General features: G+C 40.9%; 18 protein-coding genes, 1 tRNA gene and 2 pseudogenes. 9 read left to right on the top strand and 12 right to left on the bottom strand.

The genetic code is table 11. The features are described from left to right. Nucleotides 1-694 precede the first annotated feature (694 nt). The gene (locus V7K89_RS14605) at nt 695-3499 is read right to left on the bottom strand and encodes a family 10 glycosylhydrolase (RefSeq protein WP_442941667.1); all 2805 of its coding nucleotides are present in this window, start codon (nt 3497-3499) and stop codon (nt 695-697) included. Nucleotides 3500-4447: 948 nt separating this feature from the next. On the opposite strand from V7K89_RS14605, the pseudogene V7K89_RS14600 reads away from it, so the two are divergent. Both V7K89_RS14600 and V7K89_RS14595 read left to right on the top strand, forming a co-directional pair. Next, nucleotides 4448-4961, top strand: a pseudogene (locus tag V7K89_RS14600) (transposase). A gap of 272 nt (nt 4962-5233) precedes the next feature. After that, nucleotides 5234-5431 (top strand): hypothetical protein, encoded by a 198-nt coding sequence (locus V7K89_RS14595; protein WP_335188194.1) that lies wholly within the window; start codon nt 5234-5236, stop codon nt 5429-5431. A gap of 225 nt (nt 5432-5656) precedes the next feature. On the opposite strand, the gene V7K89_RS14590 is transcribed toward V7K89_RS14595, so the two are convergent. Continuing rightward, entirely contained in the window at nt 5657-6157 is a 501-nt protein-coding gene (locus V7K89_RS14590; RefSeq protein WP_335188192.1) for an acyl-CoA thioesterase, read from the bottom strand. Between the two features lie 116 nt (nt 6158-6273). Between V7K89_RS14590 and V7K89_RS14585 the strand changes: the two genes are divergently transcribed. Then, nucleotides 6274-8343: a CHAT domain-containing protein gene (locus V7K89_RS14585; RefSeq protein WP_335188191.1), complete on the top strand. Its 2070-nt coding sequence runs from the start codon at nt 6274-6276 to the stop codon at nt 8341-8343. Between the two features lie 374 nt (nt 8344-8717). On the opposite strand, the gene V7K89_RS14580 is transcribed toward V7K89_RS14585, so the two are convergent. The 3 genes from V7K89_RS14580 to V7K89_RS14570 form a co-directional block, all read right to left on the bottom strand. Then, nucleotides 8718-9062, bottom strand: a complete 345-nt coding sequence (locus tag V7K89_RS14580; RefSeq protein WP_334862670.1) for a DUF1815 family protein — start codon at nt 9060-9062, stop codon at nt 8718-8720. Nucleotides 9063-10095: 1033 nt separating this feature from the next. Continuing rightward, nucleotides 10096-10311, bottom strand: coding sequence for a DUF2839 domain-containing protein (locus tag V7K89_RS14575; protein ID WP_194040700.1), 216 nt, complete (start codon nt 10309-10311; stop codon nt 10096-10098). 173 nt (nt 10312-10484) lie between these two features. Beyond that, nucleotides 10485-12032: an ATP-dependent DNA helicase gene (locus V7K89_RS14570; protein ID WP_335188189.1), complete on the bottom strand. Its 1548-nt coding sequence runs from the start codon at nt 12030-12032 to the stop codon at nt 10485-10487. Between the two features lie 125 nt (nt 12033-12157). On the opposite strand from V7K89_RS14570, the gene V7K89_RS14565 reads away from it, so the two are divergent. Then, on the top strand, nt 12158-13120 hold the full coding sequence (locus V7K89_RS14565) for a M48 family metallopeptidase (RefSeq protein WP_335188187.1): 963 nt from the start codon (nt 12158-12160) through the stop codon (nt 13118-13120). A gap of 112 nt (nt 13121-13232) precedes the next feature. Here V7K89_RS14565 and V7K89_RS14560 read toward each other — a convergent pair whose 3' ends face one another. Together V7K89_RS14560 and V7K89_RS14555 are read right to left on the bottom strand one after the other, a co-directional pair. Then, on the bottom strand, nt 13233-14111 hold the full coding sequence (locus V7K89_RS14560; RefSeq protein ID WP_335188185.1) for a CPBP family intramembrane glutamic endopeptidase: 879 nt from the start codon (nt 14109-14111) through the stop codon (nt 13233-13235). Nucleotides 14112-14259: 148 nt separating this feature from the next. Continuing rightward, entirely contained in the window at nt 14260-14697 is a 438-nt protein-coding gene (locus V7K89_RS14555) for an AbrB family transcriptional regulator (protein ID WP_094350106.1), read from the bottom strand. A gap of 1472 nt (nt 14698-16169) precedes the next feature. Between V7K89_RS14555 and V7K89_RS14550 the strand changes: the two genes are divergently transcribed. Then, complete coding sequence (locus V7K89_RS14550; RefSeq protein ID WP_335188273.1) at nt 16170-17177, top strand: succinate dehydrogenase/fumarate reductase iron-sulfur subunit; 1008 nt, start codon at nt 16170-16172, stop codon at nt 17175-17177. 141 nt (nt 17178-17318) lie between these two features. Here the strand turns inward: V7K89_RS14550 and V7K89_RS14545 are convergent, their stop codons facing one another. The 4 genes from V7K89_RS14545 to psbX form a co-directional block, all read right to left on the bottom strand. Continuing rightward, complete coding sequence (locus V7K89_RS14545) at nt 17319-17843, bottom strand: TolB family protein (protein WP_335188271.1); 525 nt, start codon at nt 17841-17843, stop codon at nt 17319-17321. A gap of 68 nt (nt 17844-17911) precedes the next feature. Then, nucleotides 17912-18472, bottom strand: coding sequence for a TolB family protein (locus V7K89_RS14540; RefSeq protein ID WP_335188183.1), 561 nt, complete (start codon nt 18470-18472; stop codon nt 17912-17914). 47 nt (nt 18473-18519) lie between these two features. Further along, nucleotides 18520-19437: a Ycf66 family protein gene (locus tag V7K89_RS14535; protein WP_335188181.1), complete on the bottom strand. Its 918-nt coding sequence runs from the start codon at nt 19435-19437 to the stop codon at nt 18520-18522. A 248-nt stretch (nt 19438-19685) separates the two neighbouring features. Then, nucleotides 19686-19805: a photosystem II reaction center X protein gene (gene psbX / locus V7K89_RS14530; protein WP_012412183.1), complete on the bottom strand. Its 120-nt coding sequence runs from the start codon at nt 19803-19805 to the stop codon at nt 19686-19688. Between the two features lie 305 nt (nt 19806-20110). On the opposite strand from psbX, the gene V7K89_RS14525 reads away from it, so the two are divergent. Next, complete coding sequence (locus V7K89_RS14525) at nt 20111-20398, top strand: YggT family protein (RefSeq protein WP_335188179.1); 288 nt, start codon at nt 20111-20113, stop codon at nt 20396-20398. A 173-nt stretch (nt 20399-20571) separates the two neighbouring features. On the opposite strand, the gene accC is transcribed toward V7K89_RS14525, so the two are convergent. Then, a complete protein-coding gene (accC, locus tag V7K89_RS14520) occupies nt 20572-21915 on the bottom strand; it encodes an acetyl-CoA carboxylase biotin carboxylase subunit (RefSeq protein ID WP_335188177.1) in 1344 nt (447 codons plus the stop codon). A gap of 431 nt (nt 21916-22346) precedes the next feature. Here accC and V7K89_RS14515 point away from each other — a divergent pair. The 3 genes and pseudogenes from V7K89_RS14515 to V7K89_RS35890 all read left to right on the top strand — a co-directional run. Beyond that, nucleotides 22347-22427: transfer RNA gene (locus tag V7K89_RS14515), tRNA-Leu, on the top strand. Nucleotides 22428-22608: 181 nt separating this feature from the next. Beyond that, entirely contained in the window at nt 22609-23238 is a 630-nt protein-coding gene (locus V7K89_RS14510) for a chorismate lyase (protein WP_335188175.1), read from the top strand. A gap of 314 nt (nt 23239-23552) precedes the next feature. After that, nucleotides 23553-23683: pseudogene (locus V7K89_RS35890) on the top strand (IS982 family transposase); the annotation flags it as partial. Nucleotides 23684-23709: the final 26 nt, after the last annotated feature.

Below are 23709 nucleotides of genomic sequence, written 5' to 3'. Positions count from 1 at the left end.
ACCAATACTAGATTACATCTAGTTTTCTCTGTTTCTTGTGCTAGTGCTTGATTGATACTTTCAGGAGTAATATTACCGACAATATTATCTTGGTTATCTATAAATAGTAGTAGTTATAATTCCTGCTGATATAAACGTGATAGCACTGAGGCTTTTTCCAAAATTCTGACACGTTCGATGTCATAAATAAGGTATACATAACTTCAAAAATATTGGCTGTTTTCACAGCTATTTCCAGAAGCTACAAGCATTACTGTATCATGCTTAGTGAAGTACCTTACTACCTGCAAAGATGAAAAAAACAAAATACTTTTACCCCATGCTACATTAGTGCGTAAGCGCAGCTAGTTATATACATAGCATCTAATTTAATAGTAATGTTTTTGACATAACCATCAGTGACAAACAGTCAATTATTAACTCTAAGCCTTGTAGCTAAATGAGCTAAGGTAACGCTTGCATAGATTTTAACGATAGCTATCATCAAATAATAGTTATCTAAGTATTTTCCAATATTTTGACGCTAAACAAGTAGTAATATTTGGGATACAAACACTACAAACAGTGTGTTAAGAATTACAAACTAGCTTATATCCAGCTAGTTGGGTATTGTGAAGAAACAAGGGGGACAAGGAAAAAAATTCTTTAATAATTAATTTTCCTTTGTCCCCCTGCTTCTCGCCCCTCTATCTCTTTACAAAGGACGCAACTGCACTCGCCGTTCGCCATAACGTAATAGCCTTTCTATAGTTACGAGGCGATTTTCCCAAACTTTGACTTGATAGGAATTCGACTTAATTTCTTGGCTCATCAATACTCGAAATTGAGACTGGAACCGAGTTAGAGAGGCTTTTGCTACAAGTAACTTATTAGCAGAAGGGGAAGCCGCAAGCTGATTTAAAGCACTGCGTAAAACTTCTGCCTGATTGTTAAAATCTGAAATTTTCTTAGCAGACCTCTGGAGTTGGTCATTTTGGAAAACAAATTTCCATTCCCGCTGTAGCGCGGTGTAACGGATAGCAGCAGTTTGAAAAGGCTGGCGTTGAGGAATCGGTTCACTAGTTGTGGATTGAATTCTACCTTGGGTGCGACTAAAGAGTTTTTGGAGATCGTTGCTAAAATTCTCGGCAGCAAAGAGTGCATAACCACTAACTGGCAAGTCCCTTACCAACTGGAGTTGATCGAATGCCCCAATCGTTGGCAAAGAAAGTAAGCGAATTCCCGGCACTAACAAGGTAGCTCCTAATTGTTTTGAGGCAATCCAAGGTTGCGCCAGTCGTTGAAACCGAGAAGTATCCAGAGCATAAGTCATGGGAACAATTAAATCTACATCTCCCCGCCTTGCCCAAGTTTCCCAATTTTGTTGAATTTTCTGAATCCGCTCTATTTCCGGCAAAGGAAATACTGCAACCGACAAAATCAAATTCGGTTGCTTTTGTCGCAACTGCTGTGATACTTGGGCAACAAAGCTATCAACTTGCTCGGTGCGAAATGTTGTCCATTTTTGCCACAAGTCTGCTTGGCTAGGAGAAATATTCACTGGATCTACACCAGTAAGTTTCTGAAATTGCGCTCTTGCAGCTTTGCCATAGCCATAAGTTCGACCCGCAGATGGGTCTTGGAAAGGGTAGCGAATGTAGTCTAGCTGTAAACCATCCACGTTGTATTTAGTGACAATTTCCTCATACAGCTTGAGCAAGTATTGCCGCACTTCAGGGTTGGCTGGATCGAAGAATGGCTTAGTCTGACCAACGGGAATCATGTTGCCAAGGTTATCGTAGTTTGCCCAATCTGGATGAGCCGCTAGTACTGGCCCTGGATAATTAGAATTAAGGTTGAGAATTTCATTATGACGTTGATTGCCAGCAGCAAAAGTCCACACCCAAGCGTGTAATTCCATGTCACGCTCATGGGCTAGTTTCACAGCTTCTTCCAATGGGTTCCACCCACGAATTAATGGGTTTTGCTCTTTTGCGACTTGGCTCGGATAAATTGTATAGCCAGCGTTAACAGTTTCAAAAAAGACGGTATTAATCCCGGCTTGGGCGAGGCGATCAAAAATCTGGGCTAGTCCCGCTTTACTACCAGCACGAACAATTGTCCCCCGATCTAACCAAATTGCCCGAATTTCTGGTTGAGCCAGTCTGCGATCAATAGGAAACTGCTGCCACAAACTCGTTTTAGCAGCCAGCCATTGCTGACGAGCTAGAGCATAGTTTTTTTGAGCAATCAATTGGGGTAAATTTTTGGCAATTAGCCTTGCTTGTGCCAAAGCTTGCTCATTACTCATGGCTAGCGCCCCCAGTTTGGTTGAGGCCAATTGTGTTGGCTGCTCTTTGAGAGATTGAGGAGTGTAAGTGTGCAAATGCCTAGAAGACTGCTTTTCCTCAGATATAACTTCACCAACATTAGCCGCATCGGCTAACACCGCTAAATGAGCGCTTTCCACCCGACCAATCAGATTTTCTAGCTCTTGCTGGAGAGCGATCGCTTGATTCTTATCAATCGGCTCATTGGAGTTGGGTGCAACATCCAAACGCACTGCTTGTTCTAATTGGTCAATAGCCTCCTGAGAACTTGGGGGTTTGACCATAGGCAACGGTCTAGGTATGGGAGCAGTCACAGTTTTAGGAGGAGTGAATGAGGGAGATAAGGAAGATGAACTACCCCTTTGCCCCCCTGCCTCTCTGCTCCCCTGCACTAAGGGTGCAGCTGCCACAGTCGTAGAGCAGCTTTGGGAACCTCCTGCTATTTTTTTGCTGCGATTTGATGGCGCTAGTGCTGTCAAATAGTGATTGATAGTAGTTTTTAACCAGGCATTATCTAACTCGGCTGCTGAGGCTGTATCTGTTCCCCAGCGCCAGCCTAAAAAGGTAGAACGCTCAGTCGTCACTACTGCAGCCGGATTATCTTTGGAATTCCAAACAACAGGAGATTCAGTGCCCATATCGTTAGGAATCACAACGCCGCCGCGCACTTTACCAAAGAGTCCAGTTTGATTTGTCCATTCTGGAATCCTGGTTTTTGCAGCTTGAATCTGTTCTGTGTCGCTAAGGCTGAATCCCCAATAACCTCCCAAGAGCGATCGCAATAACTGCCGTACTCCTGGCGATGACAAACTACCTACAGGCCCACTAGCAATCAAACGCCCTCCCCTACTCATCCAGTCTTCTAGAGCGATCGCTTGAGTTGGTGTTAATGTCTCGACGTTTGGTAAAAATAAGACCCGGCGATCGCCCCAATCTGCCCCACTCTTGACATCACTTAGGGAAATTACACAATATTTCATCCCTATTGTCTGTAAGCGATCGCTTATCCCTCTCCATTGATTTGCATTTTCTTGGCCATACACTACACTCAATACGGGTTCTTCAGTCGCCGCCATTACTGGCAAAATACTCAAACAATTGAAAACTACAATTTCACAACTTAAAATAAATAATCTTCTAGCTTTTTTTATTTTTAAACTTAAATATTTTTGGTTTTCTTGATACTTCACCAGTGACTCCTCACTTCATTATTAATTTAGTTATTAGTCAGAATTCATTAGTACACAATATAGGATTATAGCTTATTTACTAGTAAAATTAATGATATTCTCATCTGAATTAAGTAAAGCTAACGTTTAGCTTTTCAAAAATTAAACAGAATTCCTATAAACTTTTCGTAAAAGTACTTAGTGAATGGCTTTCATCAATCTAGCCTATCAAAACTAGTAAAAAATGCCAAGATGGATACTCAACTTCCCAGGCGATTCTATAGAAATTGTTAGCTATTACATTGTGAATTTAATTCCATGAGTAACTAGTTTTTTAAAAAATTTTGCATTCACCAATCCCCATAGGCTTTTGCGTAATTGCAGAGAGTTTTCACTTAAACCTGAAATAAAAAATGCCACTGTTGTTATAATTATCTGTTTTTCAGGGTTTTGTGAATTAAAAAAGTAATAGTAGTGCATCTTAAAGCCCTCACCCTAAATCCCTCTCCCAAGCTCAGGAGAGAGACTTTGAAATTGGCTTGGCTCCCGCGATCATTTGAGAGAAGGTCTTAGGGGATGTAGCAAGAGCCCGCAGGGTGGGCAAATTTTGTATTTTTGCAATAGGTCTAATTAGTACTTTTGATGATCGCCAGAATTAAACTAACAATAATTTCTCATGAGTTTGTCTAAAAAATTTTAGATAGGGAGAAGACAAGAATTTCAACAGTTGTAATTACAACTACCAAAATTTATTAATTAAATGTAAAAATCAATATATTTCATATTTAGCAACAAAAAACTGATGTATAAACGTGATAAATCGCGTTTTGAAAAACCAACTATCTATAACTGAACTGTATTGATATAAAAGTAAACAAGATTTCTACATTTAATTAAAGTTTATCAATTTTTGATATATAGCAATCGAAGTATAAATTAAGATATAATAGAAATAAATTACCTAACAAAATAGCAGTTTCTTATAGTTACGATTTAAGAACTGAAGTAATTAATGAGATTGATTGTAAATGAGAAAAACTCAAGTGAGTCGCATCTTTCGAATTAGTCGTAATACAATAGACATCTGGTTAAAGAAGAGAAAAGAAACAGGAGATTATCAGGCAAAAATTGGATATCAGCAAAGATATAAACTAAAAACTAATGATTGAGAAGAGTTTCAACGATTCGCTCAGATAAATGGCAGCAAAACTCAAGTAGAAATGGCTTCAAGAAAAACTTTTATCTCAACTCAAATCAGGATAAACCGTTATTTTAGATAATGCCACTTTCCAAAAATCTGAGAAAATTCAAGAATTAATTGAATTAGTTGGCTGTGAAATTCAGTATTTGCCGCCTTACTCTCCTGACTTTAACGATATTGAGCATTATTTGGTTTACCATAAAAAATCGCGTTAGAAAATCAGAAGGTACTATCGAAGATTTTCGGGAAAGAGTTGATACAGCTATTCGTTTAACGTTTTAACCTATGGTTCGACTGCTATATATCTATAATTTATCTACAAAAAAATAAAAAGCTTTACAAAAACTTTGCAAATAAAACTAGTATATCACATAAATGATTCTCTCGTTTTTAGGTAAAATATCTCCAGGCTAATTATCACAAAAAGCGTCATTTTAGTAGATATTAAAAACTGGGTTTAGCATCTTTTATACCAGTGATTATTACCAAAAAAACTTACCCTTTCTGAGTCAACCCACTTTCAGACAAGGGCAATTATTAAGGAATTAATAAATATGATTATTACGTTGATTGTAACTTGGATAGTCTTCATAATATTATGGAAGTTGCTGAAAGCAACCGTAAGCACTGCATTAACTCTTGCGGTAATCCTTGTTTTATTAAATATTAGTTTTGGCATTACTCCACAAGATATTTGGCATTACGTAACGCAGTTTGCTCAAAATCTGTCGCAGATCCAAACTGGCAAGTAACAATATATACTTCACTTTTGCTAAGAAAAGGTGAAGCTTGAAGAATTCAGAAACCTAAATTCAGGAGTCAGAAAAAGAAACTGAAGGATTCGGCGGAATCGGACTCCAATTCTGAATTCTAACTCCTGGCTCCTGAATTCTTTTGTGATAAATATGAAATGACAAAATTTTTAACTTTGACATAACTGGCGTCAAAGTTTATGTGGTGTTTAGAACCTTTGTTATTCAATTATTATTTAATACTGAAATTTTAGCCAATGCATCCTTAACACTCGCCGGCAACTGACGCATAATCTTCCCTCTTTTGCGATCTAAAGCGACTAAAGTCACCTTGGCAGTGACGTACAATTGTTGTCCATCAGTTGAGACAATGACATAATCCCAATTGATGCGGACACCAGTTACTTCAGCCATGCGCGTTTTTACCACCACTGCCATACCCAATTGAATTGAACGGTGATAGCGCACCGACAGTTCTACGACCGGTAAATCACAGCCTATAGCGACTAAATCAGCAAATTCAATCCCTATAGATCGTAAGCATTCAATCCGCGCTTCTTCCATCCAAGCTAGATAGGAACCGTGCCAGACAAGACCGGCGTAGTCAGTGTGGTGGGGTTGCACTCTGACAGAATATTCAAACCAATTCCCAAACTCGTGACTGGATGGATTGTCAAGAGCGCTGGTTAGTGGTAGTTTTGGTTGACCAGGTTTTTCTTCTGACATCTTTAAATTTTTCAGTACCTATAAATTTTCCAAATTATTGAATAGCATAAAAATTAATTGCGTTGTCGGACTTATTGATTTAATATTTACCTTCCGAGCATAGGGAGTGTTTTGTTATGCAGCTTAATCTCCGGCATGTGAGTGTTATTACTTTATCTATACTTAGCTTACTAGGTTTTGGGATGGTGTATCCAAACAATAACCAGGTAAACACAAATGCAAGGTTGAGGTACGAATCTGGAGAAAAAGCTCAAGCTTTACCCAAGAATAATCAACTCTCAGAAATTGCAAGGCTTAACAAAGAAGCTATCGAAGAATCTCGGCAAGGTCAATCGAAAGAAGCGTTGCAGAAATTACAGAAAGCATTAGCCATCAGTAGAGACTTTGGAGAGCGCTCTTGGGAAGCGGTAACATTCAACAATATTGGCAGAATCTACCAAAGTCAAAAAAAGTATTCTGAAGCATTTCAATCCTATCAGCAAGCTTTATTGATTAACAAAGAACTTGGGGATCTGGTTCGACTTGGCAAAACCTACAGTAACATAGGTTACTTATTCGATATCCAAAACAAGCCAGAGTTAGCAATTTTTTTCTACAAGCATTGTTTGATTAATCGTGAGAAAGCTCGCTTGAATCCATCAGCACTGAGTGCGCCGCAACCAGATGCTTACAACATAACTGTTAGCCAGACATATCGCATTTTGGGTGAACGATTGCTGAAACAGGAACGTGTTGCTGAAGCACAAAGAACAATGGATTTACTCAAAGTTGAAGAACTAGAGGAATATCTCCAGACTGTGCCAGGTAATCAACGTACTGTCAAAGGTATTAATATAGCGGCAACAGAAAAACCAATTAAACAAAAGCTGGATCAAAGTGTGGATAATGCTGTTGTGCTGGGTAAAGAACTGACAATACTACGTAAAATTTCCCCCCAACAGCGATCGCTCGAACAGAAACAACGCATCGAACAACTAGTCTTAAATCAACAGCAACTTTTAGATGGATTTAACAAATTTATCAATAGTCCTTCAGTGAAAGCACAGGTAGAGCAAATTAGCCGTACAGCTAGGCGACAAAATTTGGATTTGGAAAGTCTCAACGAACTTCGAGATAACTTGGCGCGATTGTCGCAAAAATCGGCACTACTTTACCCACTGATTTTAAAAGATAGTTTGGAATTGATATTAGTAACTCCTGAATCCCCACCAATTCATCGCACCGTTGCTGTTAAACGTGAAAACCTTTATCAAACAATTGATGCTTTCCGCCAAGCTTTAATCAATCCTAGTCGAAATATCAAAGCACCTGCACGCCAATTGTATGACTGGCTAATTAAACCGATAGAGAAAGACTTGAAGCTATCAGGTACGCAAACTCTGATTTACGCTCCAGACGATCGGTTACGCTACATTCCTTTAACTGCTTTATATGATGGCAAACAATGGCTAGTGCAGCGCTTCAATGTGAATCACATTACATCCGCCAGTTTGACTAACTTAAACACCCCAAAACAATCGACTTTGCGGGTTTTAGCTGGTGCTTTTACTAAAGGTAATTATCAAATCAAAGTTGGTAATCGACAGGTTGCTTTCGCTGGCTTACCCTTTGCAACGCGGGAAGTGGAAAGTCTAGCAGCTGCGGTTCCTGAAACTACGAAGCTTTTAGATGATGCCTTTACGGCTAGAGTCGCTGTACCCCAAATGGATGATTATACAATTGTCCATTTAGCAACTCATGCAGCCTTTGTGGTCGGTAAACCAGAAGATTCATTTATTTTATTTGGGAATGGCGATCGCATTAATTTTAGAAATGTCGCCACTTGGTCACTCCCGAATGTAGATTTGGTAGTGTTGAGCGCCTGTGAAACCGGCTTGGGAGGCAAGTTAGGTAACGGTGAGGAAATTTTGGGCTTCGGCTATCAGATGCAACAAACCGGTGCTAGAGCTGCGATCGCCTCTTTGTGGTCTGTAGATGATGGTGGTACACAAGCACTCATGAGTGCTTTTTATGATATTCTTTCTACCGAGAAGCTGACTAAAACTGAAGCTTTACGCCAAGCTCAAGTCTCATTAATTACTGGAAACTGGAAGGAAATAAGTCATAATGCACCCGTAGCATCAGTCAATGACTTTAGTCACCCGTACTATTGGGCACCCTTTATTTTAATTGGCAATGGACTTTAGGTGTATCGCATCTGACATGATACAGCAGATTTTAAGGAAAGTGAGGTACACAACGATTCGTCTGTTACCCAGGTATAAACTGCGTTTTACTCCTGAATTCTGTATTCTGAATTTGCGTTTTGATCAGATTATGGCAAAAGAGGAACGCTCAATTACCCAACCTCTGACTTTGGTAAGTTTTAACACCTTTAGCTAGAGGCTGAAAATCTGGCTCGTGAGATTTTGGCAGATACAAAAAATATGCGATGGGCCAACCATAGCCAATCACTTAATGGTAATGGAGAAATAGGTAAGAGCGGTCGCTAACTAAGCTACTATTACCGATTAACAGTTACCGATAATCAATTTCTAATTTGCTATCGACCTCTGAAACCTTAATACTTCTTGGCAAGAGTTTTAGAGCCTGTATCACTTTGCATAGATTGCTTGACAAGATTGGCCAATTCATCTAGTTGGCTAATTGCCTCTGCACCTTCTAGCTTCATTAATTCGCGGTCATCCCGCATTTCCGTCCAAGTAATGCCGTAATCGGACACTAAAAATCGAATCAGATGGTTATCACCCAAGCTAACCATAAACGATGCACTATTCATTTGGTCGCCACAGGTATAGCAAGATGCAGGATACCCACGTCGCTCTAATACAATCGCCAAGGCTTGCAGGTTCATTACCAAGTCTTGGACGAATTGTCGATGTTGATGTGCTAGTCTCAGAAACACTTTTGTCCTCCAGACACCACAGTAATTTGAGTTTCTTTTATATTTTCTTTAGATTTTCTCACCCATTGGTATTGTAAACTATTCATTACAATTACCAGACAAATGATATTGAGTCGTTAATTGACTACCTTGTTTAGGGTAGTGGATCGGGGTTTTGAAGGCCGTATCAAACTATTCAGTTTGCAAATTCAAAATTTCGGACAGAATTGCTAAATTTAACTATATCTTTATACACTTCTGTCAGGGTAGATTCTTACAGTAAGCGATCCGCTTTAAGAGTAACTTAAATCTGGCACTAGTCAACTCCAGAAAAGCTACATATTTGGTTTTTCTTGGCTATTTACAGCCAAATACACTGTTAGTAGAGTCCATAACGTAGTTTTGCATCGTTATCCTGTCTCTTACTTAGATGTTTAATCTGTTTTCTTTCTAACGTAAATTTTGGTATAGACAGATGATTAGTTATACCAAATTCGTTCCTCCCATGTATATAAAGTTAAGCTGATGACAGTGCAAATTACAGATTAAGTAGTCATCAGAGAATAAAAGCAGTAGTTTATACAAGTTTTACGTAGTTATTAGACAAGTATGAGTGTAAAATCCACAATGGGAAAACTTAACACTGACAATACCGAAACTTAGCAGAACAATGTTGCCATTTAGGCAATATTTCCAAATATTTTGGGATTATTTTCAAAAAGTTGTACTAACCAAAGCACGGTAATTTAGAAGGATTCTTATCTTAGTTTGGTTTTGCCAAATTTAATGCATATATAATATATTTCGATTATTTATTCAAAGTTAGTAACTATTTTTTATTAATAACTGAGTTAACTTATTCGTAATTCGTCATAACACTCTCCATGACAAGCTGTGCCTAGCTTACTTTCTCATAGAGGTACGCAAACCCGCCACCGTTGCGCTAATGTAATTCGTAATTATTTAACGAAACACTCGCGCGTCATTGTTTTTTTTAGTGGTCTTGAATTAGTTGGAGTCTAGATATCCAACTAATTCAATTATAAATTAGGAATTAATAGACTACTTGCCACCAACCGAAAGCAGGACCGATAAAACGGATTGTTGCCCATCCTACAACCATAAGACCAATGCCTATCCAAGCACCACGAGTAGTCCAAGTGACAAATTGTTCGCCTTGAGTTTTTGTGATCGGAACCCAAGACAAGATCCGAGTCTCTTTACCGTATGTTTCCCCTAATGTGGTTTTACGACGTTTTGCTTCACCCATAATCAGCAACTCAAATTCTACTTAGGTTCTAAATTTATTTTGCCAGTAATCATGCCTACACAGAGGCGATGAATCGTATCACCTTCTATAAGCTGATAATAGTGCTTGCTTCTAGGCGATCGCGTTTTGGTTGACAAAATTTAAATTGGGCATTGGGGACTGGTAACTGAATTTTAAGCAGAATTTTCCTCATCGGTATTGGAAAACAGGCTGGGATCGAGATAGTTAATGCGTGCCAGAGGACTTAAAGCTGCGAGAATTTGAGCGCCGTAGCTGCGGTTAACAACACGACTATCAAGCAAAGCCACAATCCCTTGACTTTCTCGTACTGGAGCGATCGCCCGTTGTAATTCATTTAAAGCTGCTGGCAACAAGTATAAACGGAACCAATCTTGATGCGATCGCTTATAAAGAGCTACTCTACCAGCTACTAGGGGATTTTCTAAAGATGGTAGGGGCAAAGTAGCAATGATTAACAGATGGGGTGCTGGCAAGACTCGTTGATGTTCTCGCCAGAATTCCCAACCGCTAATCAAAATACCATTTTCATCTAAACAAGTTTTTTCTACTTGCACCCGCGAACCAAACTCTGAGGCTAGAATTGTCGCCACTTGAGACTTGAGTGGTACATCTCCCACCAAGACAACTGTCAACCCTGGTGCTGTCGCACTTAGACAAACCAGTGTGCGGACTTTATGAATAAATGCCGGTTGAAATTCTGGCGTATTGGGTAGGGGCAACTTGTAAGGTACATACAGTTGAATTGCTTCTGCTTGACTTTCCGAGGAGAATTTCAAGCAAGTTAAATCGTCTAAACCTAGGCGCTGGCGAAAAAGGGGAGCCTCAGTTTCCGGTTCGATAGCGCTGCCAATTAAAACTACTGGTTGTCGCTGCCAAATAGGTGAGAGTATTTCCCCTAATTCCATTGGGACGTAGTGCAAAGAAAATAAACCTTGTCGATGGGCAATAGTCGCCCAGAAGAGAGCAGGCGGAGAAAGATTTTCATCAAGGGTTTGAAATTGTTGCCAGAATTTTTTCCAATTATCTGGAAGGTTGGCTCGATCTAAAGCCAAATACAGACGACTCAAAATTTCTATTTCTGGCTGGGAAATTAGATAACACTGATATGGATTAGCAGGATGTTGAAAAAGTTCGTGTGTTAATTGTATCCGTGCTTCACGAATTGCCTCAGCTTGGTTTGGACAAGCCAGCATCAGTTGATCCCAATCATCGGGTTGAATATCTTGAGTAAGTTGATGACGCACCCAATCTTCAAGATCATCTACCCCATCAATAATTGTGGGAATGCCTCGGGGAAAGCGTGAGTCACCAGCCAATTGTCCTCTTAACCAAGCTTCTGGGGAGGTCAACAGTAGCCCTTGGAACTGGGCATCAGGCCAAGCATCACCTGTCCTAATCGATTTATTGGCTGGTAGCCACTGCTGTAGACGGGGAATTTCCACCCGCAGCAGAAGTTGCTGCACTGTTTCTTGAGCAACAATAATTACAGGGCCATGCCACATCAGGGCTGATGCTACGAAACTAGTACGATACCGCCCTTGATAGCCACAAACTGCCCCGACTTGAATTAGGGCACTACGTCCCAGGCGCAAGGCGCGTGCTACCAACCGTGCCATCGTCAAATGATGGGGCCAGGAAGGGAACCCCGCTTGCGATCGCAAAAAGTTATGTAGTGACAAATGAACTTCTGCCTCAATCACACGCTTTCAATTCCATACAAAGTGATTTTTACTTCCAATTGCCCCATTTCTATTATCTTGTCATTTGTCATTTGTCATTGATCCAAAACCAATGACCAATGACCAATCACCCAATATCCTAAATTATGCCAACTTACACAGGAATTTCCAGCGAAGCCTTCAGGCATCCACTAGATCGTCAAGCCGAGCAAGCTTTACGAAATTTACCAGGATTTGATTTAATCGCTCGTAAATTTGTGGAATTTATCTACGAACGCCCTCAATTAGTCTATCTAATGGGTAACGCCATCCAAGTCGGGCCGCGTCAATATTCCACTATTTACCAGATGTTTCGGGAATGCGTCCGAGATTTGGACATTTACCCAGAACCAACACTGTTTGTCTCACAAAATCCCCAAGCAAATAGCTATGCGCTGGGGCAAGAGAATCCTTACATAGTCATAAATACAGGGATACTAGACTTACTAGACGAAACCGAGATTCGGGCGGTGCTAGCCCATGAATTGGGGCATATTAAATGTGGTCATACTATTTTAATTCAAATGGCGATGTGGGCGATGAGTGCTGCTTCTGCCTTAGGAGAATTGACCTTTGGCATCGGTAATATTGTCACACAAGGCTTGATTTACGCCTTTTTTGAGTGGCGGCGGAAAGCTGAGTTATCGTCAGATCGCGCTGCACTACTAGTGATGGATGACTTGAATCCTGTGATGTCAACGATGATGAAACTTTCTGGCGGTAGTAACAAATATGCCAATGAATGTAGTTTACAAGAGTTTATCAAGCAGTCAGAAAATTATCAGGCATTGGATGAGGATGGACTGAATCAGATATATAAATTCTTGCTCTACAATGGCGCTCAGGGTATGATGTTGAGTCATCCTTTCCCTGTTGAACGCTTACATTACTTACGATCGTGGGCAGTATCTGAAGAATACCAGCAAATTCACCGAGGAAATTATCAGCGATCGCCTGCTTCCGGATCGGTAAATGTTGCAGCAGAATCTTCCGAAAATGAAACAGAAATTTTACGCCGTCAAATTGAAGAATTACAACGAGAAATCGACAGAATGAAAAGGTCTGAGTAGTTTTAAATGAAGTTATATATAGTGCCCTAGATTTGCCTAATGCACTATATTTTTCTGATACTTCTTTGGTTGTAAGGAATTACAGCAACCAAATTTTACCAGGGCTTACACATTATTTAGAGAAGAACCAGATAATTACTCCAGTTGCCAATACACAAATAATTCCCGCCAAGCCAGCTAGAGGTTTTTTGTTCTTACCTGTAAACCAGTCAGATACTTTACCTGTATAAGTAATTAGTTCTGCTGTATCTATGGTAGCGATCGCCCATACCCATCCGGCGTGCAATCCCCAAGCTAAACCCAAATTACCACTTGTAGCAAAGCGTGCTAACACCAACACCATTCCCATCAGCCACAATCCAGGAAGTTGGGGTGCGGTTTCGCGTTGCTCCCAAACCAGGTGTAACAAAGCAAAAATCAAGCTAGAAATTGCTGCTGCTATCCAAACGGGGTAATCCTGTGCTAATTCTGTGAACAGAAAACCACGAAAAACTAACTCTTCTATCCCACCGACTAACAACGCTATCAAGAAAATCGGTAGCAAGATGGGTAATAGTAACTTGAAATTCGTCTTTTCAAAAGAATACCAACCCAATCCGAATTGCCCACTAAATACAATAGCTAGACTCACCACTCCCAAACTAAAACCTAGTGCTAAAAAACCAAGAGTTGAAAGATTGCCAACAAAGCCGTAATCTGAAAAAGATTTATTAGTCAACCAAACAACTCCCCAGAGGATCAGAGGAGCTAATAAGTAAAGTGACACCAATAACGGCATTTTTTGCTCTGGCTGTAAAGGTTTAGAGGGTTGCCAATTAAGCAATATTGCTGATACTGTTGCTACTGGCAACCAGCAAGCTATCCAGCAAACAAAAAATGCCGTTACTATAACTAGTGACGGTGCATTTTCTATAAATGCCAGTAAGACGTTGATCGAAGACTCAAAGAAAGTTATCAAAATAAACAAAAAAACACGATAGACTTTTTGCATTATAGATTTCTTGCTGATTAATCAAGACTCTACTAAATTTGGTGAATTCTGCAAGGGGTCTAATCGTATTTTTTACTTGGCTACCAATTTGCTGTCGGGGTAAGGACAAGTTATCATCACCTGAAACTTATCCCTACCATTAGCAAATTTACTCTTCGTCTTCCAAATCTTCGTCTGATTCGTCAGAATCTATATCTTGTGAGGTTAGTTTTTTATCGCTTTCACCTAGTTGAATCAGGTGAATATGTTTGTATCCCAGCCTAATTTCAAACTCATCTCCAGCCTTCAAGCCCATTGCTTTGGTATATGTAGCACCAATTACAATCTGACCATTTTGATGGACACTAACCCGATACGTCGGTTCACGACCACGACCATCTTTAGGTGCTTCTGGACTTAGAGGAATTCCCCTAGCAGATAGCAAAGCGTCATAAAAATCGGTGAGATTGACACGAACTTGGTTATTCTTAGTAACAGTGTAATAGCCGCACTGTTTAGCTCTTTCTCGGCGTGGTAATGTGGAAAGTTCTTTTACTTTAGCAAGTAGTGCTTTTCCAGTTAATGGCGCGGTTGCAGTTTCAGTCATTATGCTCAAATTTTCCTTACTCTCTCCAAACTGATAAACGATGTAGTCTCATGCCAGCATTTAATTTTTTAGCATTTGCATAGAGCTACTGAAGACCCTAGTGTAACGGGTGAATTCCTGCCGATAGGAGCCAAAAGCACTTCTATATATGGTTGTCCACAACCAACTAGAGGTCATAGTTGCCACAGACATTAATTTTGGTGATGTTACGGCACTTTTAACCATTATTCGCCATCAGAAAAAAAACTTTTTTCTTCTTTAGCGCTACTGTAGCGGTGTAACTTTCAGCCACCATTACAAATGAAGTTAGGTTCTACTGCAAATAAGTCGTAGACCCAAAAAATTGCAGGTTTTTCACTTTCAGTGCTTGCCTTTCTTGCCAATGAGCAAGTAGAGTTTTCTCCACTCGTCCTCTCAAGCTTAAGACAGCATAGTATTTCAATAGAGTCCTACGGGCATACACCCTTTTGTCCTACCAGTAGAGACGCGAATTTTCTTGTCTCTACATTACGAATCAACAAAGCAGTAGTAACCGCGCTGATACGGCTATTGATTCTGGTTTTGCTACTTCGTAATTTTATATTAAATACTAGCATGGACTAATAATAGCAAAATAGTTGTTTAATTTTGAATTAAAGTTGCTGGTAAATTTTTATTTAAATTCCTGGACTTAAAGAAGAAAAAAGCAGTGGCAATTTTCTTAACCCTTTATTATTGCAAGCGCGAGTATTGCTATCTGGCTTTTATAAAAATTTATATAATTGATACGAGTAGTTTTGACCAATGAGTTCAATCCTATATTTTCTTGATTGAGAGCAAGCCAAAAAGCGAAAAGTCTCGCACCTCCGGGTTTCGCGGTGCTCTCACTTTTCTTTGAAAGTGGTGAGGATTTTTCTTTGGTTTATTATCTTCAGGTCAAAAGCTGCTAGAGGATTTTGCACGTCTGTCTATGGGAAGAACAAATCTCTTAACATCTGCCTAGTGCTTGATTGCCACTACTATATATTAAACATGAGCTTTCACACTTCTATATAATCAAAAAATTCCGTCAAGTGGTAGCGAAGGCAGAATTTTACTGTCAGGACTGCTTGACTCAAGTTGACATCAAGATATGTTGCTACCTTCACATGCATTTCATTTGGATACGATCGCTAGATCAAAGAATCACTGAAGTTACTTTTTAAGCAAACCTCTTTCCTTTACATTCCCAAACAGCTAAATTCAATGTAAAGCTGCGATTACATTTTTAGCGTTTTAACTCAGAAGTTGACAAAAATCTTGCCTACAACGCTACTACAAGTAAAATTTTAATGGTTATCTTAAACTAGAATCAGTCGCCCTTTAATCGTCAGCCTATTAACACCAAGGTTTGAATTAGGGGCAAAAAAGTATAACTCACTTTTCGCAACTACCTGCTTTGACTCATGATTGTTGAAGCTAGTGAAGTAATTTTAAAATTTTGGTTAGTAGTTATGGAAGTTATTTTTAAGGTCATTCGACAGCAACAAAATTCCTCCCCTGTTGTACAAACCTACCTTGTGGAGGCCGAACCAGGTAATACAATCTTGGATTGCCTCAATCATATTAAGTGGGAGCAAGATGGAACTTTAGCGTTTCGCAAAAATTGCCGCAATACTATTTGTGGTAGTTGTGCTATGCGAATTAATGGGCGTTCAGCTTTAGCTTGTAAAGAAAATGTTGGGAGCGAACTTGCCAGATTACAACAAATACCATCATCCCAAAGTAAAGTAAATGCTATTGGTGAAATCACGATCGCTCCTCTTGGCAATATGCCTGTGATTAAAGATTTGGTTGTAGATATGAGCAGCTTTTGGAATAATTTAGAGGCAGTTGCCCCTTATGTGAGTACGGCAGCACGACAAGTACCAGAAAGAGAGTTTTTACAAACACCACAAGAGCGATCGCGCCTCGATCAAACCGGTAACTGTATTATGTGCGGAGCTTGTTACTCTGAATGCAACGCTCGTGAAGTTAATCCAGACTTTGTTGGTCCCCATGCCCTTGCCAAAGCTTACCGAATGGTAGCAGACTCCCGCGATAGCGATACCGAAAATCGTTTAGCAAGCTATAACGAAGGTACTAAAGGCGTATGGGGTTGCACCCGTTGTTTGTACTGTGATTCTGTTTGTCCAATGGAAGTTGCACCATTAGAACAAATCACCAAAGTTAAACAAGAAATTCTCACCCAGAAACAAGCCAGTGATAGTCGTTCAATTCGTCACCGGAAAGTATTGGTGGATTTAGTTAAAGAAGGTGGTTGGATTGATGAACGTCAATTTGGTTTACAAGTAGTCGGTAATTATTTTCAGGATTTAAAAGGATTACTCAGTCTTGCACCTCTTGGTTTGCGGATGATCCTTTGCGGTAAGTTTCCCCTATCATTTGAAGCTTCTGAGGGTACGGAACAAGTGCGATCGCTCATTGAATCTGTTCAACAAGTAGAAAGGAGTAAGGAATAGGGCATTGGACATTGGGCATTGGGCATTGGGTATGGAGAAGAGACAAAAGAGAGAGTTTCAATAATTCCTCCTTGTCCCCCTTCTTTCCCCTTATCCACCTTGTCCTGTGCTCCCTAGTCCTCACTCCCTAATCCCCAATCTTCAACGTGGTTCTTGAGGTATATTCAACGGCTGTCCAAAACGGTCATATACTAAAACATCCCACTGACCATTGTTACTAGACTCAAAAGCAATCCTGCTACCATCAGCGCTAATTGTAGGGTTGCGGACTTCCGCTTGCAGGTTGTTGGTCAAATTCCGTGATTGGCGTGTTTCTCTGTCGTAGAGAAAAATAGCCGATCGCCCCTGACGGCTAGCTGCAAATACAATATAACGACCATCTTGTGAAACGCTAGGATGATTTGCGATCGCATCAAAGGAGTTTAAACCTGGCAAATCAACCAAATCACGAGTTACCGTATCAAACATATAAACATCTTGGCTACCGCGTCGGTCAGTAATAAAAACAATGTATCTCCCAGAAATTTGGGGGTTTAATTCTGAAGCTAAACTATTGAGACTCCGACCCCCCGGATCGAAGGGATAACTCAAAATCCGAGGGTAGCCAAAACACCCAGTCAATAAATTTAAGCATAAAAATACAGGTATAAAAAAAACACGTTTCATATATTGGGCATGGGGCATTGGACATTAATTATTCTCCCTCATCTCCCTGCTCCCCTGCTCCCTGCCTTCTACGGAGGTGAACCCACAGTTGCACCGTTGGGAATATCTAACTCAATATTTGGCCCTCGGTCTAGGACTTCAATATCCCACTGACCACGAGTGGCGGTTTCAAAGACAACATAACGTCCATCTGGACTAATATTTGGTTTTCTAACCCAGCCGCGATAAATTGGTGTGACAATTTGCGACTGTTGCGTAGCGCGATCGTAAAGCGCCACCACTGGTCTACCTTGATCGCTAGTAATATAAGAAATATAACGCCCGGTGTAGCTCAAACTAGGACTTTCGGCAATTGTCTCCTGTCGGTTTATTCCCGGTGTGCCAATAAACACTTGCCTCTCCAAATCGTACACTAGTAGCTGCTGATTACCATTCCGATTTGATACAAACGCTAAAAAGCGCCCATTTCCACTCAAAGCAGGTTGCTCTTCAGTGTAGCGACTGTTAAGAGAAGTAGGTCCTATGAAAATATCATTAGAACCACAAGATACAAGCAAACTTGTTAAACCAAAAACCAGGCTCCAATGAATTGGTCTTTGGAGCCAAAATGTAGGCGTAAATTTTTCCACCTCAACTGTTTTCCGTCGCCTTTAAACCTAATTGCACGCCAACTGTTTTAAACATCGTCATCAAAATCGCTCAAATTATCTGACCCCTCATTTGGTTTTTCAATTGGGTTGTATGGCACATAATCAGTTGGGATCGCATCATCATCTTCGCGCGGTCTTCGAGAAGTTGAGTCAGTGGGTGGACGACGCCTTCTCGGTCTGGGAGAAACATCATCTTCACGACTTTCGGGACGCTGTGACCCGTTATTACTACGGCGAGAAGGTTTTCTAACTTCCCCACCCGAATTTTCCCAATCATCAACTTGCCTAGATGAAGAACTCCAGTTCTCTTCTTCAAAGCTTTCAGAAGGGCGATTTACAGGACGCCCAGAAGTTCGCCGACGCGTTCTATCAGATGGAGCCTGTCTTTCACTACTGCTATTGTTGCGGCGTTCTGTACGACGGGGAGGTTGTTCCTGATAGTAGTCATCACGAGTTGAAATTTCATCCCTGCTACCGCGAATCCGGGCACGCACTGGGCGTTCTTCCTCGTCTTCATAAGGCAATGGATCTAAGTCTGCCTCCATCTCAGCCTGATATTTGCTGCGATTATTGTACGAATAGCGATCGCTAACCGGTCGATCTTCGTCCACAATCGGAGTGTTACGCTTTGCTTGCTGGGTAGCTATACTCCGCAGACGAATACTTTCAACTGCAAAAAACACAGTTGTGCCAACTAAAAGCAGTTGACCAAATTGTAAAATCGGGTCTAGCCGCCATCCTTGAAAGACAAGAATGAAGCCGCAAAGCAAGCCGACTGCTGCAAAAAAGATATCTTGATCTCGTGACAATTCTGGGCGCACAGTGCGGAGAAAATACAGTGCTGCCCCAGCCACAGCCAGGAAAATTCCTAGAATACTGGCTGAGTTTGCCCCAAAATTTACCTGAGCCAGAAAACTGGCTGAGTTCAGCCCAAAATTTATCATTGCTGTTTTCCCAATATCAAATCTATGTTAGCGAGTCACAATTAAAATCACTACTCTAATTAGTCACAATATATTGAAGCTTCAAAGCCTCTGGCAAAGAAGCTCTGAAGCTATTCACCGAAAAGTAAAAACATCTATGTCTATCATCTACAACTGCCACCAGCCACAGTTTATGCTGCTTTTGGTAAAATAAATGTATATAGCTGACAGACTATCGATTATGAGAGTTAATTTAACTCTCATAAGCATTATGAACGCTGTATTTTATCTTTTTGGCTAATGAAAATTAGACCAACTGTAACGGGTATCACAACAATTGCTGTACCCCATAGCAGACTCCAAAGAAAATTTGCTAAAGAAGGCGTCATACTTCTCAACCTTTTTTTACACACTTCATCCTAATTTTAATAGTGTATTACTTTCTTGAGAAGCCTCTAACTATGAACTGCTAAACTTGGTAACTGCTTTCACCATTTGTTGAGTTAACCGCATCAGCAAGTTCGCTTTTCTATTTCAGAAGGAAATGACAGCATTTGGTTAAAATGATCATAAGAGTGCTTTACAAAGCTTAAAATTTCCTGGCTATGTCTACGACGAGCTATGCCTACGCAAAGCGAAGCTTGCCGACGCCTAAGTTTTTTCTTTCTTTACAGATAGATAGTACCTGAAACCGATGACTGGTGTTAACCTGACTGCTTGGATTCTTGGCCCTGTGTTAGGGGTAATGACATTCTTATTTATATTTCGTATCATTCTCACTTGGTATCCGCAAGTGGATTTGAATCGGTTGCCCTTCAATTTAATAGCTTGGCCCACTGAGCCATTTTTAATACCTTTGCGAAAGCTGTTGCAACCTATTGGTGGGGTAGACATTACACCTATTATTTGGGTTGGTATCTTCAGTCTGCTACGAGAAATTCTGCTAGGTCAACAAGGATTGCTGACTATGCTATCTCGGTGAATTAAAAATGGGGTATTGGGGAGCCAGTGCGTTGGGTGGGCAATGCCCGACTTGTACTCCTTCGGGGAAGCAAGCTACGCGTAGCGTCTCCCCTGGAGAAGCAACTGGCGTCATTGGGTATAAGAGGCAGAGGGGAAAAACTTACTGCAACTGCTCCCTGACTCCCCACTCCCCTAACCGTTCATTTCCTGCACAAAATTTGTATAGACATTACCCTGCCAAAACTGTGGAGTTTCCATAATTTTTTGATGAAACCCGATGGTGGTTGGTAGTCCAGTAATGGCGCATTCCCGCAGTGCGCGTTTCATCCGGTTAATAGCAGTGGATCGATCTGGTGCCCAAACGATTAACTTGCCGATTAAGGAATCGTAGTAGGGTGGGATTTGGTAATCTGTGTAAACGTGGGAATCAATCCGAACCCCAGGTCCTCCGGGGGGCAGATAGCTACTGATCCGTCCAGGAGAAGGGCGAAAGTCATGATCGGGATCTTCGGCGTTGATTCGGCATTCGATCGCATGACCTCGTAATACTACTTGCTCTTGCGTAAGCTTGAGTCTTTCACCTTGAGCAATGCGGATTTGTTCGGCAACTAAGTCTATACCAGTAATCATTTCTGTTACAGGATGTTCTACTTGAATCCGAGTGTTCATTTCCATAAAGTAGAATTTACCGGATCTATCCAAGAGAAACTCAATAGTACCAGCCCCACTGTAGTTAATGAATTGAGCAGCTTTGACAGCAGCTTGTCCCATTTTCTCACGTAGGTCTTGGTCGAGAGCCGGACTAGGAGCTTCTTCTAACAGCTTTTGATTCCGGCGCTGAATAGAGCAATCCCGTTCACCCAAATGGATGACATTACCGTAGTTATCCGCCAAAATTTGAAATTCGATGTGGCGGGGACGTTCAATAAATTTTTCTATGTAAACACCAGAATTTCCAAAAGCTGCTCCTGCTTCGCCTTGAGCTGCGAGGAAAAGTTTGACAAATTCGTCTTCCGAACAAACTAGGCGCATACCCCGTCCACCGCCACCCGCCGTAGCTTTAATCATCACTGGATAGCCGATATCCTTGGCGAATCCTAATCCTTCTTGCTCGGATTCTACCAATCCCTCACTACCTGGTACCGTCGGTACTCCAGCTTTTTGCATGGTTTCTTTAGCAGTGGATTTATCCCCCATCAGTCTGATAGCTTCTGGAGTTGGGCCGATAAAAGCAATATGATGGTCGGTACAAATTTCCGCAAACCGGGCATTTTCTGCCAAAAAACCATAGCCTGGATGAATGGCAGTAGCATTTCGTGTCAGTGCAGCAGCAATAATATTGGGAATATTCAAATAACTTTTACCGCTAGCAGGTTCGCCAATGCAAACCGCTTCATCAGCAAGTTGGACGTGCAGAGCATTACGGTCAACGGTGGAGTGAACCGCAACTGTGGCAATTCCCATTTCTTCACAGGCGCGGAGAATGCGAAGGGCGATTTCTCCCCGATTGGCAATTAATATTTTGTCAAACTTCATTTTTTAGTTTCGATATCATTACCAGTAGATTGACATTTTCTCCGATCCAACTTGAAACAACGTTTCCGCATTATTTCAAATTATCACAGGAGATTCGCCACCCTGATACTAAGCAAACGCAAGATTGCAGGCTTGCTGTCTCTACAGGTCTTACTACACTAACAACATTCATTGCTGCTGTAAGTCTTGGCTAGACTATCAAGCTGGGCTTTTGCGTAGGCGTACGTCGTAGACATCGCCATAGCGGGGTTACGCCATCGACCTCGCCGAACACAGTAGCTATACCCTTTTCAATATCACTTGTACAGCTGCTAAATTTCTGTCAGTCTGATACCGCCTTGAGAAAATTTATATTTTTGAGCAACTGAATTTAGATATCACCATTACTATAATTATTTTCTTATGTTATAGTCTATGTTTAGACAAACCATGCGGATGTGGCGGAATTGGTATACGCGCACGCTTGAGGTGCGTGTGGCTTTGCCTTGCGAGTTCGAGTCTCGCCATCCGCATTTTTGCTTGTTTAAGCATAGGGTCAATAGTTATAGGTCAAAAAACCTTATACTATTGACCCTTAAATATAAGTTTTCTTCGGAAGCACTTCAGTGCTTACTACATATTAAGCAAAGTTGCCTTGTCAAAGTACTAGTTCTTTATGCTTTTATAGAAATAGGTGAAGTTTTGTAAAAAGCATTGACTATTACTTTTACGCCGACAAACAATCTAACATTGCCACCAGCTTGGCATCGCCTCACTCCGATTTGGCAAGGAGGGGAGGAAATAATTCAACAAAGTTTACCTCACACTCAGCTGGCACCTGCATGGCAGCTAATGCTTTTGGGTGACGGCTCTCCAACACGTCACTTAGAATTGCTCACAGGTGAGACTGTAGAAGTAGATGTTATTGATATGTCATTGATTGGCATCGACTTGGATGCTGCTCCTGAGTTAATTCAAGCTGTCCCAGAACCGCGATTACGGCGACAAGTATGGCTGCGTACCGCTTCTGGTCAACGATTAGCTTATGCTACTTCGTGGTGGGAAGCTAGTCATGTCGATGAATATTTACAAAACCGTTCATTACCAATTTGGGCAAGTTTAGCTCGTCTTCGCACAGAATTGTATCGGGATGTTCGAGGAATTTACTACGGTAACTCATTGGCACTAGAGTCCGGTTTTGGTGAAACTGGGCCTTTTTGGGGGCGCCACTATTTGTTTTGGCATCATGGGCAGCCACTGACATTAATTTATGAGGTTTTTTCACCTCATTTAACCAAATATTTGGGGGCTATGCAGTTGAATGCTGTTAATGCTGAGGCATAGTAAGTAGGTCGGTGTCAAAATTTATCGTTGGGATAAGGCAGGAGGCAGGAGACAGGAAGGAAAAAGGTTTGAGTCTAGTTTATCTTTCTTGACATAGTTTGGTTTTATTGTGGCGACTTATTTATTATTTAAAAGTTTTTCATCTTTTACTGTGCGCCTCAGAGTATGGAAATTTTGTACTAATGACTTTGAATCTATGTAAAATAACCTGAGTTGGGGATAAGGAAAGGGGCAGGTAGTAAGCTGAAAATAGCGTAAAATCCAGCACCTGCCCTATGTTTAGTTTAGAAGCATTATTCTGTTAGGTAGATGATTTGTGTAAAGCGTTTGAAGGTCAATGGCATACAACCCGATTAAAACATGGAGGAATCAAGCCAGTTCGTGCAACGCCAGGTTGTGCTTAAGCGAAATCATCACAATTGCGAACGCATTTCACCAAAACCATTAGCGAGGTTTCAAGCATTTTTATTT

This window comes from Nostoc sp., from assembly GCF_036917515.1.
Taxonomy (GTDB): domain Bacteria; phylum Cyanobacteriota; class Cyanobacteriia; order Cyanobacteriales; family Nostocaceae; genus Nostoc.
This window is presented reverse-complemented; position numbering and strand designations above follow the sequence as displayed.